The 17,480-nt window shown below is 71.0% G+C and carries 9 protein-coding genes; 4 read left to right on the plus strand and 5 right to left on the minus strand.

Going from position 1 to position 17,480, the window contains the following annotated elements:
• Window positions 1-107: 107 nt before the first annotated feature.
• Window positions 108-1,163 carry a Helicase associated domain protein gene (locus ACIQVD_RS33595; RefSeq protein ID WP_402292651.1) on the plus strand — a complete coding sequence of 352 codons (1,056 nt, stop codon included), beginning with the start codon at window positions 108-110 and terminating at the stop codon, window positions 1,161-1,163.
• A gap of 437 nt (window positions 1,164-1,600) precedes the next feature.
• Here the strand turns inward: ACIQVD_RS33595 and ACIQVD_RS33600 are convergent, their stop codons facing one another.
• Complete coding sequence (locus ACIQVD_RS33600) at window positions 1,601-1,948, minus strand: hypothetical protein (protein WP_402292652.1); 348 nt, start codon at window positions 1,946-1,948, stop codon at window positions 1,601-1,603.
• A gap of 99 nt (window positions 1,949-2,047) precedes the next feature.
• Complete coding sequence (locus ACIQVD_RS33605) at window positions 2,048-10,528, minus strand: DNRLRE domain-containing protein (RefSeq protein WP_402292653.1); 8,481 nt, start codon at window positions 10,526-10,528, stop codon at window positions 2,048-2,050.
• A gap of 808 nt (window positions 10,529-11,336) precedes the next feature.
• Here ACIQVD_RS33605 and ACIQVD_RS33610 point away from each other — a divergent pair.
• Together ACIQVD_RS33610 and ACIQVD_RS33615 are read left to right on the plus strand one after the other, a co-directional pair.
• Entirely contained in the window at window positions 11,337-11,594 is a 258-nt protein-coding gene (locus ACIQVD_RS33610; RefSeq protein ID WP_402292654.1) for a hypothetical protein, read from the plus strand.
• Window positions 11,595-11,741: 147 nt separating this feature from the next.
• On the plus strand, window positions 11,742-12,218 hold the full coding sequence (locus ACIQVD_RS33615; RefSeq protein ID WP_402292655.1) for a hypothetical protein: 477 nt from the start codon (window positions 11,742-11,744) through the stop codon (window positions 12,216-12,218).
• A 280-nt stretch (window positions 12,219-12,498) separates the two neighbouring features.
• Here ACIQVD_RS33615 and ACIQVD_RS33620 read toward each other — a convergent pair whose 3' ends face one another.
• On the minus strand, window positions 12,499-14,085 hold the full coding sequence (locus ACIQVD_RS33620; RefSeq protein ID WP_402292656.1) for a replication-relaxation family protein: 1,587 nt from the start codon (window positions 14,083-14,085) through the stop codon (window positions 12,499-12,501).
• A 705-nt stretch (window positions 14,086-14,790) separates the two neighbouring features.
• Here ACIQVD_RS33620 and ACIQVD_RS33625 point away from each other — a divergent pair.
• Window positions 14,791-15,285, plus strand: a complete 495-nt coding sequence (locus ACIQVD_RS33625) for a hypothetical protein (RefSeq protein WP_402292657.1) — start codon at window positions 14,791-14,793, stop codon at window positions 15,283-15,285.
• A 1-nt stretch (window position 15,286) separates the two neighbouring features.
• Here ACIQVD_RS33625 and ACIQVD_RS33630 read toward each other — a convergent pair whose 3' ends face one another.
• Together ACIQVD_RS33630 and ACIQVD_RS33635 are read right to left on the minus strand one after the other, a co-directional pair.
• A complete protein-coding gene (locus ACIQVD_RS33630) occupies window positions 15,287-15,631 on the minus strand; it encodes a hypothetical protein (protein WP_402292658.1) in 345 nt (114 codons plus the stop codon).
• Window positions 15,632-15,709: 78 nt separating this feature from the next.
• On the minus strand, window positions 15,710-17,182 hold the full coding sequence (locus tag ACIQVD_RS33635) for a hypothetical protein (RefSeq protein ID WP_402292659.1): 1,473 nt from the start codon (window positions 17,180-17,182) through the stop codon (window positions 15,710-15,712).
• Window positions 17,183-17,480 lie beyond the last annotated feature (298 nt).

Raw genomic sequence — 17,480 nt, forward strand, 5'->3', positions numbered from 1 at the left:
ACAGAACCCTCCGCACCCATCAGCAATATCCCACATCACTCACAACACCCCAGACCACTCACCACAACGCATAACCGACATGATGATCCGTCACACTGTCGGAGGGGGTGGACACGTTCGCGTGCGACAGCGTGTTCTTCGCGGACGTGCGCGGCTCGATGGTCGACCTGGTCCAGGCCGTCGGCCGGGCGCTGCGCACCACCCCCGACAGCGGGAAGGTCGCCACGATCGTGGTGCCGGTGCTGCTGGCCGCTGGGGAGAGCGGCGAGAACCTGCTCACCTCCAAGGCCTACGACGGTCTGGCGAAGGTGTTGTTGGCGCTGCGGGCCCACGATGAGGCCGCCGTCGAGCGCCTGGCCCTGCCGCAGTCCGAGACCCGCCCGGAGCGGGAGCCGCGGCACTCCGGGGAGCTGGAGGAGGTGCGCTCGGCCGGCGGGGAGGAGCGGCTCCTGTCGTTCTCCAGCGAGCGTGACCCGGCGGTGATCGCGGCGTTCGTCCGCACCCGGGTGCTGGAGCCGGAGCGGGAGGAGTTCCGGCGCGGCCTGGAGGAGCTGACGGCCTACCGCAAGGCGTTCGGCGACGTGAAGGTGCCCTACGCCTACCGGGCGCCCTCCGGGCACCGGCTCGGGGTGTGGGTGGCCGACCAGCGCCGCTACAAGGCCGCCGCCATCCTGGACGACAAGCGGATCGCCGAACTGGACGCGCTCGGGATGGTGTGGTCGGCGTTCGACACCGCCTTCACCGACAACCTGGTCGCGGTGGCCGGGTACGCGGCCGAGCTGGCCCCACGAGACGCGGACGGGATCGTCCAGCCGCTGGTCACCATCGTCACCGACAACGGCGGGCCGTTCCGCTCGTTCCGCATCGAGGCGTTCATCGCCACCCGCCCCGAACTGCGGCACATCCGCACCCGGGTTCGCACACCGGGCCAGAACGGCTCTCGCGAACGCGGCTTCGGCTCGCTCAAGTACGAGAAGCTGTTCCTCGAGGAGATACCCGACGCCCTCGACCTCGTCCGGCACGCCGAGGACTACCGGCGCGACGACAACACCGTCCGACCGCACGAGGCTCTGGCCTGGAACCGGCCCCATGACGTCCACACCGGCGCCGCGGACCCGCTCGTCCCCAACTTTCCCGAACCTGAAAACCTGCCAATTGCTTGACGCGGGACACAGCTGGAGCAGCAGCAGCCGGTCCGCGCACGCCAGATTCTCGCACAGGGCGAGGAGCTCGGCCGCCACCGGACCCTCGGCCAGGTCGCCGGGCAGCTCCGTTTCTCCTCGGGGGGATTCGGTGGCGGCGGTTAGGGCCTGTGCCTGCTTCTCCTTCTCCCGGGTGCGCTCCGCCTTCGACGAGCACGCCTTCGAGCAGTACTTCGGCCGGCGGGCTTTCCCGCCCCACACCAGCTCTGTCTCGCACACCGCGCAGAGTGGCCCACCGAACAGCATCGGCGAGGTTGCCGCATTAACCCCCGAGGAGAAACCCATGCCCGGATGCTAGCTCCCACCACCAGCACCATTTCCCCTAGAGGCGATTTGGCTGGGCGGTGAGCGCCGCATATCGCTGACCGCGCCGCAGATGAGCGCTCCTACGCAGTGCGCTAGTCGCCTGAGAAGTTGATCCTCAACTCTCGATCTTCACTGCACTGGCGGGCCCACAGCAGAAGAGTCGTGAAAAGTTCCCTCTCGGCCGGATCGAGAGAATCCAGGTCAATTTTTCCGACCTCACTGAGCAGCTTATCGATTTCACCCTTTCCAATCAACTGATCTTTATATGGATCAAGACCGGAAAGAATCGGAAGCTTTTTCGGACCGAAACGCTTGACAACCGAAAGCAGCTCGCCATCCTCAATATATCGCCCGATGGTCCCGGACTGGACGCGAGGTCCAGCCTTCCTTCCTGTGAGCGTTTTCGCAACTTTCCGCCGAAGCTCAATGACGAACGGCATTGCATACCCCACTTCTGAACCATTAATTTATGATCAGCTATCACGCCGAGCGGCTGCCGGGCGGGCTTTCCGCCCGGCAGCCACACCGGAAATCATACGCTAGGGGGTCTTTCCTCCGATCCTGATCGGATATGCGGTGACAACTTTTCTCTTTCTTACGACCACCTTGATAGCCGTCGCAGTTCGGCCGTTCCGGTCCTGGCCGATGGCGCGGCCGAAGTCGTAAATGTGCACATGGCCGCCTCGCTCATCATTAGGGTATCGCTTGCCCTGCTTGATGGCAGTCTTGACCATCCTGCGAATACTAGAGGCACTGCTATTTTTGAACTTGCTCTTACCGGGGTAGCGGGTAAGGGGTCGGTGACCAGCCCGGATGTGATGCATATCAATTCCGGTAATGTGGCCACTGCAATTGTGGACAAGAGCCTCCGAGCCTTCACCGTCCGCGACAGTGAAGGTATGGAGCCCCCCTACATTAAGATTGAATACGAGCTGCCCGGGAGTGTCGCCAATGTCCTGCACGAAGGTTACTGCGGCATGGATTCCGGAGGATTCCATTACTTGATCACCGAGCTTGACCTCACCGGCCTGCACCCACCCCTTTCCGTCAATCCAGAAGGGGTGGTTCGAAGTGGCGACTATTTGCGCATCCGAACCGTCGACACCTATTGCAACCAGATGCCGATTTCCGTATCCGACAATAACATCAAGAATAGGCTCGGCGGCTATAGCGCCCGTCTCCGGATCGGTGGCAGAGACATGGTCGCCTACCTGAATTTCCCCTATCGGCAGGTAGGTTCCGTCCGCCATGAGGACAAGGCTCTCCGGCGTAAATGAATTTCCGAGAAGGCATTGAGTAGGCTTACTACGGAAAACGCTTCGCGCACGCGATGCCACCTTACCGACCCGGCCAGCGGCCCTGGTGGCTTTCACTGCGGTGACGGCCGACTTGACGGCGGTGTTGGCGCCGACGGTGGCGGCTACTGCGGTGACTGCCATTTCGGCAGCTTTGGACCAGTTGCCGGTGGCTGCGTAGGAGACGGAGGAGACGGCGGCGGCGATGCCGCCGATGGGGCCGGGGATGTAGGAGGCGACTTCGGCGACCTTGGCGACGACCTGGACGGTTTTCTTGAGCCACTTGGGCATGCCCCAGTTGCCGTCGAGGTCGGTGCAGTTGATCGGGTCGCCGGTGCAGTAGTCGTAGGGGCTGGCGTTGCCGCCGGGGACGGGGTCGGTTTGCAGGAAGCGGCCGAGGGCGGGGCTGTAGAGGCGGGCGCCCATCAGGATGTCGCCGTCGAGGGCTTCGGCGGAGCGCTGCTTGCCGCCGAGCCAGCCGTAGCGGACGCCGGCCTGGCCGGCTTGGGGGATGCCGAACTCGTCGAAGTCCAGGACCACCGGCTTGGTGAGGGCGGTGTCGGTGGTGACCACGACGCTGCCGAACAGGTTGGTGAGCTGGAGGGTGATGTCGCCGGTCTTGCTGGTGGTGGCGACCAGGTCGGTGTCGGGGCCGGACACGTTGCGGGTCAGGGTGCCCTGGGTGGTGTCCTCGACGGTCCAGCGGACCTCGTCGCTGTCGTCGCCGTAGTGGTTAAGCTTGCTGGTGGCATTCGCCCAGGAGCCGTCGGCCTGCTTCTTCTCGGTGGTGAAGGCGGTGAAGCGGTGGGCCGGGTCGATCTGCCAGGTCTGCTTGTCGTCGCCCTTCTGCTGGGAGGCGGCTTTGTCGTTGGCCCAGTAGGTGTTGGTCGAGCCGGTGCCGGTGGTCGCGGTGCGGCCGAAGGCGTCGTAGGTGAAGCCCGGGTCGGTGAGGCGGTCGGCGCTGTCGTAGGTGTGGGTTTCGGTGATGGGGCTGTCGGTGGCGCAGTCCCCGTTGCCCGCGGAGGGCGAGGTGGACTTGGCCAGGCGGTTGGAGTGGGCGTCGAAGGCGTACTGGCGGGTGACGCAGCCCGTGGTGACGGTGGACTGCTGGGCGCGGGTCAGGCGGCCGAGGCGGTCGTAGGTGTAGGTGCGGGTGGCGGTGGAGGAGGCGTCGGTGGCGACGACGCCCTGGGTGGAGACGTCGACGGCCTGGGACCAGATGACCGCGCTGTCGGAGGTGCGGGTGTAGGTGCGGCCGGTGGCCTCGCCCACCGCGTTGAAGGTGTCCTTGCGGACGATCCCGCCGGGGTAGGTCTGCTCGACCAGTTGCCCGTCGGGGCCGTACTTGGCGGTGAACTCGCCCGCGACGCTGTCGTTGACGGAGGTGACCAGGCCCCGGGGCTCCTTGGCCCGGTCGTAGGTGTAGGTGGTGGAGCCGGTGGGGTCAGTGACCTTGGTCGGCTTGCCGTACTTGTCGAACTCGGTGGTGGTGGTGGCGCCGTCGGCGTCCGTGTAGGAGATCAGACGGCCGAGGGCGTCGAGCACCCGGGTCAGGGACTTGCCGCCCGCGGTGGTCTTGACAATGTCGCCGGTGGCCGGGTCGTACTCGGTGGTCACCTGCGGCAACGCCAGGCCCTGGTCGGAGGTGATCTGGGCCGAGACGATCCGGTCCGCGCCGTCGTAGACCGTCACCGCGGTGCGGGACTTGCCCGCGTTGATCTCGGTGACCTCCTCGGCCTCGCCGAAGCGGGAGTAGCGGGTGACGCGCTTGACGGGCAGGGTGGTGGGCATCCGTGCCGCGTCGGCGCCGGTGATCGCACCGCCGGGGCCGGTGGTGCACGGGCTGCCGGCCCACTCGGGGCGGTTGCCGCACGCGGCGTCGTCCGGATTCGCGCCGGCGGTGTAGAAGACGGTCTTCACCGTGGACGCGTCCGTGCCGCTGGCACCAGGCTTGCGGGACTCCAGCGCGCGGCCGGAGGCGTCGAACTTGACGGTGGCGGTCAGGTTGGCGCCGCCGGCAGCGGCATCCGTGGTGACCGAGGTCGCCGTCTTCAGCGTCCAGCCGGAGGTGCCGCCGATCGGTGTGCCGTAGCCGTTCTTGGTGACCCGCAGCTCCGCGTCCTGCGCGTAGCCGTCGATGCGGGCGCCGTCGGTGGCGGTGGTGACCAGGTGGTAGGCCTGGCCGTCGGGCTTGCCTTCGTCGTAGGTGTTGGTGTTGTGGTCACGGGCCAGGACCGGCGTACCCGCCTTGACGGTCGGGTTGACCGTGGTCTTGGTCAGGGTGAGGGTGTCGAGGCCCGCGTGGTAGCGCTCGCCGCCGGTGGCGGCGTTGGTCCCGGTGACCGTGATCTTCAGGGTGTGGTCGCCGCGGGCGAGCTGGATGGGGGTGCCGGTGTTGAAGGGCGCGACGGCGGCGGTGGCGCTGTACTGGTCGATCGGGGAGCCGAGGTTGGTGCCGTCGATCGAGAACCGCACGATGCCGTGGTCGCTGTTCTTGGTCATCTGACCGCTGAGGAGGTACGTGCCCTCCTCGGGCACGCTGACGCGGACGCTGTCCTCGGCGCCGGCGGCGGTGCCGCGCAGGCCGAGCTGGGCGCCGCCGGACCAGGTGAGGCCGCAGCAGTCGGCGTCCATCTTGATCGGCGCGGTCGCCCCGAGCTGGGGCAGCGTCTCGGCCTCGGAGGTGACGGAGACCGGGTTGCTCTGGCCGGCCATGTCCTCGGAGAGGGTGGCGCGGTAGAGCGGGCCGAGGGTCTCCAGGACGTCGAGGCCGTCGGGGGTGTAGGTGGTGCGGGAGTCGAGCAGCCGGGCCCGGTCCGCGGAGGCGGCGGGCAGGTTGAGCTCGGCGGCGAACCGCGCCGCGTCGGGGTGGGTGCCCAGCGCGATGGAACGGTTGGTGGCGTCCAGGGCGCGCACCACGTTGCCGTAGCGGTCGTACTCACTGGTGTCGATGTCGCCCTTGTCGAGCACCGACGGGGTGGCGGTGTTGACCTCGTTGCCGGAGGCGTTGAGGTAGTGCACCGTGGCGGGCTTGTAGCCGTCCTTGCCCGGTGCGGTGGAGGTCGCCGAGTGGGTGCCCGGCTCGTCCTCCGGCCCGAACACCGCGGTGGCGTCGGTGGGGGCGTCGGTCTGCGCCCACTGGGCGACGTCCGCGCCGGCCATCTCGTACGGGCCGCCCGCGCCGCGGGTGAGGGGCACGTTGTAGACGACCTTGGTGGCGATCTCGCCGTTCACCTGGCTCTTGCTGCCCGCAGCGAGCGTGCCCCGGCGGACCTTCAGCAGCCGCCCGGCGTCCGGGTCGCCGGCCGCCTGGCCGTAGTCGAAGTCCCACGGCAGCTCGCCCGCGGGGGCGATCCGGGTGACCCGGCCCGCCGCGTCGTACGTGTAGGCGGTCTTCAGCGGCTGTGCCAGGCGCGGGTCCCAGACCTGGACCAGGCGGCCCTGCTCGTCGTACAGGTAGCGGGTGACCTCGACGGCCTCCTGCTTGGACGTCGCCGGGTTCCACGACCAGACCTTCACCGAGCGGATCCGGTCGGTGAAGTCGCCGGGCGTGCCCGCCACCGCGGTCGTCGCCGTCGCGTAGTCGTAGTCCATGACGTCGCAGCCGCGCGGCAGCGGATCGAGGGTGCACTTGTTGCCGTCGTCCACGCCCGGCTCGACGGTGGCGATCGCCCGCTTGGGCAGAGCGCGGCCGTCGGCGCTGTCGTAGATGTAGCGGGTGGTGGAAGCGGCCTCGGGCCCGCTCTCGCTGGCAACGCCGTAGACGTCGGAGCCCGCCTGACGGGAGAACACGGTGCTCGACCCGTCGAGGTCGCTCAGGGTGTAGCCGGTGCCGGAGGTCTGCACGTCCCAGATCTGGTTCGGGCCGTTCCAGCAGACCCAGATGGTGGCGCCCTGGTAGGCGTCCAGGCACTTGCCGGACTGCCGGTTGGCCACCGTCTTGTCGGGGCGGACCTCCCACTGCTGGTTGACGCTGACCCCGCAGGACCACAGCGTCAGCGCCGTGTTGTCGGCGGTGGCGCCCCACGGGTTGTCGAGGCAGTAGCCGAGGACGCGCAGCGACAGGTCGTCGCCGTAGGTCCACTGCTGGTTGGGTGCGCCGGTGCAGGCGGCCGCCTGCAGGGGGGAGCCGTTGCCCGGGGTGCCGCCGGGGACCTCCAGGCACTTGCCGGAGGAGTTGACCAGCGCCCCGGACTTGACCGGGGTGCTCTTGAGGGTCAGCGACTCGGCGCCGGGTTCGGGGAAGAACGTGCCGTCGGAGCCCTTGGCGAAGGTGAGGAAGCCGTTGTCGGTGGTGCGGATCTCGGCGAGGTCCGACTCGGGGAAGGACAGCGAGCGGTACTCGGAGCCGGTGCCCGCGTCGGGGCCGCCGGCCCACTGCGGGCCGAACGGCGCGACGATCTCCTTGAGGGAGATGTCGTCGAAGAAGACCTCCTTGCCGCTGCCGCCGACGTTGCCGTTGTAGAGGCGGAACCACGCTTCGGTGGCGTCCTTGGGCACCGCCATGTCGAGGGTGAGCTGCTGCCAGCCGTCGGTGAACGACGCCTTGCCGGAGGCGGTGTCACCGTATCCGGCGCCGGTCTTGAACACGCCGACGACCCGTAGGCCGCGGTTGGGCAGGGCGCTGGTGTCCAGGCCGGTCGCGGCGGGGACGTAGACCCAGGTGGTGAGCCGGTAGACGTGGCCGGGCTTCATGCCCTGGCCCATCGTGTACTCGGGGCCGAGCGCCGCGTAGGAGTCCCAGCCGCTGGAGGCGGGTACCACGCGCAGGGAGTCGGTGGAGTTGTCGTGGCCGCGGGCGGTGGAGCGTTCGGCGATCGCCTGCCCGGGGGTGAAACCGGCGGTGTCGACGCCGACCTGCCGCTGGTTGAGCGTCAGGCGCTCGCCCTGGGGCTGCCAGCCGCGCGCGAGGTCGCGCGAGGAGGAGGACCGGGCCACGGACATGCCCGCCTCGTCGGCGTCGGTGACGCCCACCGAGTAGTCGCCGGTGAGGAGGTTGACCGAGCCGGCGCCGATCTCCGCGGAGGCGGCACCGTCGGCGTTGCGGTCCACGGTGATGGTGTTCCACCCGGTGGCGACGCCGGCGCCGGAGCCGTCCTCGGGGAACATCAGGGCCCGGATCTGGACCACGCCGCCGACGTTGCCGAGGGTGTCGATCACCGTCCAGTTGGCATGCGTGCCCAGGTCGGACAGGCGCGGCTTCGGGTCGGTGACGGGGGTGTTGTCGGCCTTGGTCAGGTTGGCGAGCGGCACGTCGTACTCGGTGGCGCCGGGGCCGCGCCGGTACTGGTAGACCACGCGCTTGAGGTCGGCCTGCGCGTCCACCGACAGCTTGACGCGCTTGGCGGCCTGGGTGCCCTCCACCGGCGAGCTCAGACCCGCCCGGCCCACCTGGAACTGGTAGGTCGCCGGATCGGAGAGGTTCCCGGCCCGGTCCTTGGCCTGCACCTTCAGCACGTGGTGGCCGTCGGTGGCCGGAGTGATGGAGGTGGTGAGCACCTGGGTGGCGTTGACCGTCACGGCCGACGCGCCGTCGAGCGTGTAGACGAAGGCGATCAGGTCGTCGGTGCCGGCCGGCGGGGTGAAGGTGAACTGCCCCGCCGTGCCCGCCGCGCCGTGCCACAGGCCGTCGGCCGGGTAGGTGGGCGAGGTGATGAACGGGGCGCCGGGCTTGACGGTGTCGACGACCAGCTGCGTGCCGACCCAGCCGGACTGGGAGTTCGCGTCGGACACCCGCGCCCAGACGCCGTAGTTGGTGGCCTCGTCGAGCTTGGCCACGCCCAGGTCGGCCGGGGTGAGCTGCACGTAGCTGCCGGCCGGGACGTTGCGGTAGATGCCGTTGACGAAGGTGGAGCCGCGCCACAGGTCGATGTTGACGCCGACGGTGCCGCCGTCGTCATCGGCGGCCAGCACCTGGAAGCGCGGGGTCGCCGAGCTGGTGTACGCCGGGCTGCCCGGGACCGAGGGCAGCACGTCGACGGTGGCCGGGGTGGGCGGCGGGGTGTTGTACGTGACCGACAGGTACGGCGGGGCCGCGCCCTGGGCGGAGTAGAACCTCTTCCACCCCGCGTTGCTGCTCTCGCTCGCCGCCCGCAGGCCCATCGGCCCGGTGTCCGTTCCGTTGCCGGCCCAGGCGGCGACCATGCTGGTCACGTCGGCCTTGACCCAGCCGCTGCCGTCACCGTTGGTGCACTGGTGGCTGTCGGAGCCGGTGTCGGTGTCGCGGGTCTCGTTCGACGTCGCGTACACGTCGCCCCAGTACGGCTGAGCCGTCCAGCGCGTGTCGGTGGAGGCCGGGTTGGTGGCCACCACCTGCCAGTCGGCGGCCGAGCACGACCAGGAGTGGAAGTTGTACAGGTTCAGCTTCGCGCCGAGGATCTGGCGGCCCTTCAGCCCGCTGACCGGGAAGTGCAGGAAGGAGCGGGCGACGGTGGTGCCGCCGTCGTAGGTGCCGAGCTTCAGCTCGGTGGCCGACGACTGGTCGCTGCTGATCCCCTTCTGGACGAAGGTGTCGAAGCTGGTGCCGAAGTCGACGGCCGGGTCGACGGTCACCGGGAACTGCGTCCTGGTGTCCGCCAGGAATGCGGCGTCCGGGGTGAAGACCAGCTGCGCGTCCGCGCCCCCGCCCTTGAGCTCCATCGACACCGCGCCGCGGTGCAGGTGCTCACCGGAGCCGGCGTCCACAGCCGCGTCCCACATCGCCGGCGCCGGGATGCGCACGGCGGGCCGGCCACCCGACGGGTCGGTGAGGCGGATCGAACCGTCGTCCTGGCGCTCCACCCGGTAACCGGTGGTGTCCAGCGGCAGGGTCAGCGTGCCGGCCTGCGAGATTGCCGAACGGTCCTTGACGACCAGGTACTGCTCGAAACCGGTGCGGGTCGCCTCCAGCACCAGGTCCACGCCCGGGCGGGCGTCGGTGTACGTCGCGGTGGAGCCGGAGAGCTTCGGCTTGGGCAGCTTGCCCTGCCAGCCCAGCTCGACCTGCGCGTCACCGCTGCCGACCTTCACCAGCTCCTGCTCGGCCGGGGCCGCGGACGGGGCCGACGCCGGGTCGGCCGCCGGAACGGACAGCCGGGGCAGGGAACGCGAAGCGTGCTCGCCCGCGGACGCGGACGGCGACGCGGCGGGAGTCGAGGACGCGGCGGCCGGCGAGGAGATTCCGGCCGACGGGGAGGCAGCGGCTGACGGCGGAGCCGTGGACTTGGCAGCCGACGGGGAGGGCGAGGCGGACGTGCTCGGCGCCGCCGATCCGGTCGGCGTCGCGGAGGGAGAGGCAGTCGGCGTGCCGGTTCCCGGGAGCGCGTCGCCGACCTTCACCGCGGCGTCACCGCCGGAGAACACCAGGCCCTCCGGGTGCGCCTTCGGCGCGACCTTGCCGTCACCGGTCTCCACCAACGTGGTGTCGAGCGGCACCCACGCCTCGCCGACCTTCATCCGGATCGGACCGGCCGACATGTCCTGGCTGAGCGTGCCATCGGGGTTCGCCCACACCGTGGACGTCTCCGTCCGCGCTCCGGTCACCTCGATCCGGCGCTTGTTCAACCGCGCCGCCAGCAGCGCCGACGCCTCGTCAGGCGCCTCCGTCGTCGACGCGTTGGGGGTCTGCTGTGACGGCGCCGACTCCGCGGCGGCCGCCGGGGCGGCGGTCAGCGCATCCAGCGCCACACCGGACTGCACCAGCAGACCGAGCGCAGCAAGCGAGGCTATCCGCCTCGTCCTGCGCATGGTGAAGGCCCCACCCGCGAACGCGCGTGAGGCCTGAGACTTCCGTAGCACCACTACTCCCAGAAAATTTCAAGTTCCCGCACAGCAAACTTAAAGACTGCGCATAGATAAAGATCGCACGCGTTTTGAGTTGCCTTGACCATGCGGCGGTATCAATTAGGAGACGACGCAGGGACAAAGCGCTTTAAATATCCAGAAAATGACAAATAGTATATAAATTTCCATAGGTGTCGAAAGAACCAAAAGGGGCATAAGACCCGGAGAAATCGCCCATATCGGTGCAAATTTTACTCTGGAGTTTCAGGCCGCATCCCCAGATCGCCCAGGCCACCACAAAAAGAGAGCCAAAAATTACGGCCCGTCAATCCTTTTAATTCACAGGGGAATTCACAGAAAATGGACCCGCCGGCCAGCCCCTGCCAACCGGCGCGCCGCATACCCGACACAGGCCAGGGGCCATGCCCAGGGCCGCCACCCTGCTCGCGCACAACAGCATCGAGGCGCAACGGCCGCAGAATCGCCTCGCCAATGCGGGCGCCGTGCAGGCCGAAGCAGCCTTGGAGAAGTCATATGCTGACAATCCTGACACTTCCGGACGCACCCCTAGAAGAGACGCAGTCTCCGCGTAACCCATGCGCCCTACAGACATCTCAGGCCCGCCGGCGAGCTGACCTATACCGTCGGCACCGGTGAGCAGCGGCACCGGCTGCGGACCTTCGTCGAGCGGCACCGCCCCAGCGTCGGCGTCGAGGAGACTGCCGCGCAGCTGGCGGCCTGCGCCGCACTGTGGGAGCAGACCGGCCCGGGGATGACGCTGGAGCGGCGCTGGCGAACCTTCCCTCGGCTACTGGTGATCCTGGCCGGCACAGCGGCCGCCGAGGCGCACACGGCGGTGGCCGACCTGCGCCTGGCCGCCCAGGAGAGGCCGACGATCACCGAGATACTCACCGCCGTCCCGGCCGGGGCCGCCCGCATCGAGGACCTCGCCCGGCGCGGGCCCTCCGCCGCAGTCTGGCACCCGCTCGGCGACCGGGACGGGCGGACGTGCGGGTGGAGCGAGCTATAGGACGGGATCCGGACCGGTGCGCGCTACGGGCCAGGATCAGGGCGCGGCTACCGTGCCGCCCTGGCCGTCGAACAGACCCTGCTCACCCTGGACGAGGAACTGCGGGCGATCGACGCCCTGGAAGCGGCCTGGACGCACCAGCACGACATGCTGGCCACACTCGCCGGCGGCCCCAGTGGGCGGCCGCTGGCGCAGTTGGTGGCCCGGTTCGGCACGGCCACCGTGGAGTGGATGACGGCGTGCGACTCGCAGAGATGCGGTCCGGCGGGAGCCGAGGCCGAGGACGCCCTGCTGGAGATGGACGGCCAAGGCCGTCACCTGCTCGACATGCTGGACCTCACCTTGGCGAATTGGGCGGTCGAGGCGAACGACGTCCGCGCTGTCGGCACCCTGAGCCGCACCGCGCTCCAAGTGCTCCTGGCCTCCGACGCACTGCACGCCCCGAAGGGGACCGAGCCCCAGCACGCAGCGGTCCTGCTCGCCGCCCTGTGGCTCGGCCCACACGGCCCGGCCCGGCCCGCGCCCGCGGTTCCCGTACGACGCGGGCCGGGCCTGTGGCGCCTCGTTGCCCGGCGGTGGCGGTGGTGGCAGGCGGCCTGGCCCGAGACGGGGCCCGGCCGGTAGGGAGGCCAGCCGCTGCCGGGGACGTGGCGCAGCTGCTCTGCCCGGCGGCCTGGTGGAGACCGCGGTGAGGCCGCCGTGGCGCAGACACTAGACCCGCTGATCGACCGTTCGCCAGAGCCGTGACCTGGGAACTTTCGGCCGCGGACATGCCAGGGTCACCTGCCGTCGTCCGGTGCCCGATGTCAGCGGGCGCACCAGCAGGCCGGGTGGTGCCACAGGGTCCGCACGATCGCACCGCCCAGTCCTGACCTGGGCCGGTGAGTTTCGGCAGACTGGAAACTCACCGGCCTGCGACTACGAAACTCACCGAGCGGTCGCAGCGGACCGCAACCCGGGTCGCAGTCGCAGCCGGATGCCCGTCGCAGGCCTGCGCCGCTGTCGCACCACACCGGCCCTGGCCTGCGTTGGAAAGGTTGCGGCAAACGGACCTAACCGAGCCGATGTCGAAACTCACCGGCCCGGGAAAGGAACTCACCGACCTCGGGCGAAACTCACCGGTGCGCAACGGCGGCGGGACGGTCAGCTTCGGTGCCACCAGGTGCGGCGGCGTCCGGCTTCGGCAACCGCGGCTTCGGTGGCGTGCTGCTGCTCGGCCGCTTCCTCGGCTTCGCGGCTCTGGCGCTGTTCGGTGTCGGCCTGGCGGCAGGCCGGGCACAGCCCGTCGTCCCGGACCGTCCGCTCCTTCTCCTTCCACCGCTCGTCGGTGAACTTCGCGGCGCAGCGGGTGCAGGCCGGGCGGCGGGCTTCGCGGGCGGCGGCCTGGCGCTGCTGGCGGGCGTGGTCGGCGGCGGCGCGCTGGGCGGTGAGAAGTTGAGTCGCCGTCGGGGTTGTCGACGGCTTCGGTGAGGGTGTGCCAGCCGGGTCGGCCGAAGCGGCGCCAGACCGCGGCGTCGGCGCCGCGGGCGCGCAGCAGCGGCAGGGCGGTGGCGAGGACCGGCAGGGCGCGGTGGTAGTCGCGGGCGGTGACGCCGTCGCCCCAGTACGGGGCGGGTGACCAGAGGGCTTCGGTGGTGGCTTCGACGCGGCGGCCGCGGGCCAGGAGCCGCTCGTGGTCGCGCCGGGCCTGCTCGCGCTGCTCCTCCTCCGTGGGCGGCTTGGTGCCGGGGCGGGGGCGCTTGCGGCCGGGCACCAGGACCAGGGCGACCGGCGGCAGGCCCTCGCGGCCGGTGGCCGGGTAGCGGGCGCGCCACAGCCGCAGCTCGTAGGTGTCCGCTCCCCGGGCGCGCAGCGATTCGGCGAAGGCGGGCTTCGAAACGCCCTTGGCGGGCAGCTCGCACCAGGCGCGGTAGCCGGTGAGCTTCTCGGCGAGGGTGCCGGCGCTCTCGTTGTCGCGGTCGACCTCGACTAGGAGCAGCGGCACCTGGGCGCCGGGGTCGCGCAGCACCAGGTCGGTGAACAGCGAGCGGCGCCCGGGCAGGGCGTGCTCGACCTCGGTGGTGAACGCCTCCAGGTGCCCGATGCCCGCGCGGGCGAGGAGGCCGGCGGTGGCGGCGACGTCCAGGGCGTGCTCGGAGTACGCGGCGGCCCGCCCGTCCCTGTCGGGGCGCAGCGCGGAGATCCGGGTGCCGGCCGGGAGGAGACCAGCTGCTTCGCGGTGGCCGGCGCGGGTCAGGCACCACAGCTTGCGCCCGTCCGGCAGGCGCAGTTCCTCGCGGACCCGTCCGGCGGCTTCCAGGTCGACCAGGGCCTGGCGGGTGGCCTTGTCCGCCTTCTGGTGGGGCAGGACCAGGTGCCACAGCTCCCGGGCGATGGCCCGCTGGACCAGCGCGAGGGCGATCAGCACCTCGCGCCGCACCGGCCCGGTCGATCCGGCCCGCCACCGGCCCTTGCTGTCTTCGACAGCAGGGACAGGGGGGTTGTCGCCCACCCCCGACCCCCTTGACAGGGCCCTGCGAGCTGCGGAAACACCGTCTGCGGCAGCCAGGGGCGCGGAGGTGCCGGTGGAGGTGGCGGTGGAGCGGCCGGCAAGGGCGTTGTCCGGGCCGGGAGGCACCGGCGGCCGGTGACGCTCGCCCTGGCCGTCCTCGTCGTCGGGGACGGGGGCGGCGGGTGGGGTAGTGGACATCGAGGCGGCCTTCCGTCAGCAGCGGCCGGGGTGGGGGCGGTGGCCGGCCCCGGCGCCCGGGCGCTCGCCCGGCCCGGCCGACCCTGCACCGGCCCCCCTTGCCCGCCGTCTGGCCACCCCCTTGTCCCGCCCGGCTGCCCCCGCCCGAATCGTCCTGGACTGGGGCCTTGTCCTCCCGGTATGTCCGTGGCCGACACCACAACCCGCAGCAGACGGAGCAGCGCGGTGACGCGCTCCGGCACAGCCGGGCGCGGGCAGACCGGGCGGCTTGTCCAGGGGAAACGCGCGGATGTCCAGGGGAAACGCACCGGCCGGTCGGCTCCGCCGGCCTTCCGTACGGCCTGTCCACCGGGCAGCGAGGCGTGCTGCTGGAGCTGTCCACCACCCGCCGGACGCGGCGGGCCCCGAGCACCGGCTCTCCTTGTCCCGCAGGTTGTCCCGCAGTTGTCCCACAGGTTGTCCCGCCCGGGGCGTGACCGGCGGCGGCCGCGGCCGGTTGGGCACGGGATGAACACCACCAGCAGCACGCTCGACCTGATCCTGTTCGGCGGCGAACCCGGCGACGACGGCCCCGACTACGACGGCCTGGCCGCGCCGGAGCGGGAGGCGATCGCGGAGGCCGCCGCCACCGGCGTGCGCGCCGCCACCTGGATCCGGACGCTGGCCGCACGCCAGGACGACGAGGACAACCGGCAGAGCCTGGAGCGCTACGCCCGGGCCGTGGAGCGGATCCTGTCCCGGGAGATCGTGCCCGAGCGCGACGGCCCGCTGGAGGGCGAACTCCTCTACGAGCTCGACCCGGCCCACTTCACCCTGGAACGCCCCGGCGCCGGACCAGTGGACCTGGCCCCGGCCGAGCGGGTCGCGCTGGCCGCCATCGGCGCCGCCACCGCCTCCGCGCCCACCGCCGTGCTGGGCGACGTCGCCTCCGACCTGCCCCGGCTGTGCCGACTCGTCGACCAGGCCCTCGCCGTCGGTCAGGTGCCGGACTGCGGGGTGTAGGTCAGCGGCCCTGTTCGGGGTTGGTGCCGGGTTCGAAGACCACCGCGCCGGGGGCGTGGTGGTCGCGGAAGCCCTCGACCACGCGGACGCCGCGCGGGCCGAGTTCGGCGTAGGCGATCAGGCCGGGCCAGTTCGCGGCGTCGACCAGCGAGCGGCAGGTCGGGCAGGCGTAGAAGCGGTCGCCGGAGAGCCACTCCACGCCGCCGAGGTCGAGGGCGAACTCGACGGTGCGGAAGAAGACCACCGCGCCGGGCCTCGAGCAGAAGTCGCACGCCGGGACGGTCGGCCGCGGCCCGAAGTCGTGGACGGGAGTGGGGGAATCGTCGCTGCTCGGTATGGCCGCCATCCTAGGCACCGCACCCCGACCGGGCGGCACGGACGGCACAGATCCACTCCACGGTGCGCCGCCCGGGCCGTCGGCGGATCACCCCCGCACCGGCGGAAGTGCGCGAACGGCGGTGGGGGCGGCGAGGCCTTGGCCGAGGGCCAGGCGCAGCAGGGTGAGGGCGTCGTCGGGGTTGGCGGACAGCAGCGGTTCGCTGTCGGCGGCGTCGACGACCTGGCGGCCGCGCAGGAGGGTGACCCAGTCGTTGGTGTCCTGGTAGGGCTCGGTCCAGCCAACAAGGTGTCCGCCGTGTTCGAGGGCTTGGACGGGGGCGCGGTGGGGCCAGGTGAGGCGGGCCAGGGCGGGGCCGGCGTAGTCGCGGTGGGGTGCGCCCAGTCCCCGTTCGGTGGGGGGCTTCGATCGCAGGGCGGGGCCGAGGGCCAGGCGCGGGACGCCGTCGGGAACACCGGCAGGCAGGGCGGCCTCGGCCGGGAACGGGGTGCGGGCGGCGCGCTGGAGGGCGTCCAGGGCCTCGCCGGTGCTGCGGTAGGTGCGGGCGCCGCTGGCGGGGTCGGTCAGGATCGTGGCGGTCCTGTCGTCGCGGTGCTGGGCGGCGATGTGCCCGGCGCGGCCCCAGGGCCCGTCCGGCAGCGGCGCGCTCCAGCCCACCGGCCGCCCAAGGTGCAGCAGCTGGACGTCGACGGCCTCCGGGCCGCTCCAGGAGGCCAGAGTCCAGCCGGGGCCGAACGTGAGCGCCAGGTCGTCGACGCGCTGCGGCGCGCCGAAGCGCCGCACGGGGTCGGTGCAGGCCGCACGGCGCAGCGTCTCGAAGTCCTGCGCGCGCCGCGCGGCCGCATCCGCGGCAGGAAGCGCGGCCAGTGCGGTCGGCGCGGAAGGTGCGGCGGGGGCGGGCACGGAGGTGAGCGTCTTTTCGGACCGGTCCGAAACAGCCGGTGCCGTGCCCCCGGCCGGGGCGGGCGCTTTTTCGGACCGGTCCGAAATGGGGGGTGAGCTCGGGGCCGCCACGGGGGCGGGATTTTCGGACCGGTCCGAAAAGGCGGGGCCGGTCGGCTCGCCGGCCAGCAGCCGAGGGTCGACACGGGCCAGGAGATCCGGGCGCGTCAGGTCCTCCTCGGCACGGCGCAGCTCCAGCGCCCGGCCGCTCAGGCCGGGCCAGCGGATCTCGTCGCGCACGTCCCGGGCCGCCTCGCACACCCGGACGCCGAGCCGGGCGTGGGCGGTGGAGAACCGCTCGTACGCGGCCACCGGGTCGGCGTCCACGGCCTCCAGGAACGCCAGGGCGACGTCCACGGCGGCCTCCGCGCCGCGCAGCAGCTCGGCCCGCGCGCCCTCCAGCGCCGAGCGGGCAGCGTCGGCCTTGGCCTTGTCCCGCGCGGCCTTGGACTTGCACGCCGTCGAGCAGTACCTCGGACGGCGCCCGCGCTTGCCCGGCTCCGCCGCCGGCACCGGCTTCTGGCACCCCGCCCGCTGGCACACCTCGTCGGCCGTCACGTCGAACAGCACGGCAGGCGTGCCAGCGGCACCGGAATTTCGGACCGATCCGTTTTGCATGCCCGGATCGTAGCCCCGCCGATCACCCGGACCCCAGCCCATTACGGACCGGTCCGAAAATCCTTCACCGCCGGCGGTGCAGCACGGTGCAGCGCCGCATCCGCTACCGAGTGCAGCAACGACCGTTCGGTCGGTTCGAGTGCAGCGTCCGGCGCCCCGCCCAGAGCGCAGCGCCGCGGCCGCCCGCGCTCGCCGGTCAAAGTCACCTGGCAATCGGTCAAGGTCGCCTGTCAAAAGCCAGGGACCGAGTGTCCCGCCTCACCGAAGTTTGACGTTTCTCAACGAAGTTTGACTGCGG

This window comes from Kitasatospora sp. NPDC090308, from assembly GCF_044769485.1.
Classification (GTDB): Bacteria; Actinomycetota; Actinomycetes; order Streptomycetales; family Streptomycetaceae; genus Kitasatospora; species Kitasatospora fiedleri.

What these genes read in the sequence shown, in the direction of transcription:
- ACIQVD_RS33600 (WP_402292652.1), bottom strand. Translation starts at nt 1,948, where the DNA reads ATGCCGTTCGTCATTGAGCTTCGGCGGAAAGTTGCGAAAACGCTCACA.
- ACIQVD_RS33605 (WP_402292653.1), bottom strand. Translation starts at nt 10,528, where the DNA reads ATGCGCAGGACGAGGCGGATAGCCTCGCTTGCTGCGCTCGGTCTGCTG.
- ACIQVD_RS33610 (WP_402292654.1), top strand. Translation starts at nt 11,337, where the DNA reads ATGACGCTGGAGCGGCGCTGGCGAACCTTCCCTCGGCTACTGGTGATC.
- ACIQVD_RS33615 (WP_402292655.1), top strand. Translation starts at nt 11,742, where the DNA reads ATGCTGGCCACACTCGCCGGCGGCCCCAGTGGGCGGCCGCTGGCGCAG.
- ACIQVD_RS33625 (WP_402292657.1), top strand. Translation starts at nt 14,791, where the DNA reads ATGAACACCACCAGCAGCACGCTCGACCTGATCCTGTTCGGCGGCGAA.
- ACIQVD_RS33630 (WP_402292658.1), bottom strand. Translation starts at nt 15,631, where the DNA reads ATGGCGGCCATACCGAGCAGCGACGATTCCCCCACTCCCGTCCACGAC.
- ACIQVD_RS33635 (WP_402292659.1), bottom strand. Translation starts at nt 17,182, where the DNA reads ATGCAAAACGGATCGGTCCGAAATTCCGGTGCCGCTGGCACGCCTGCC.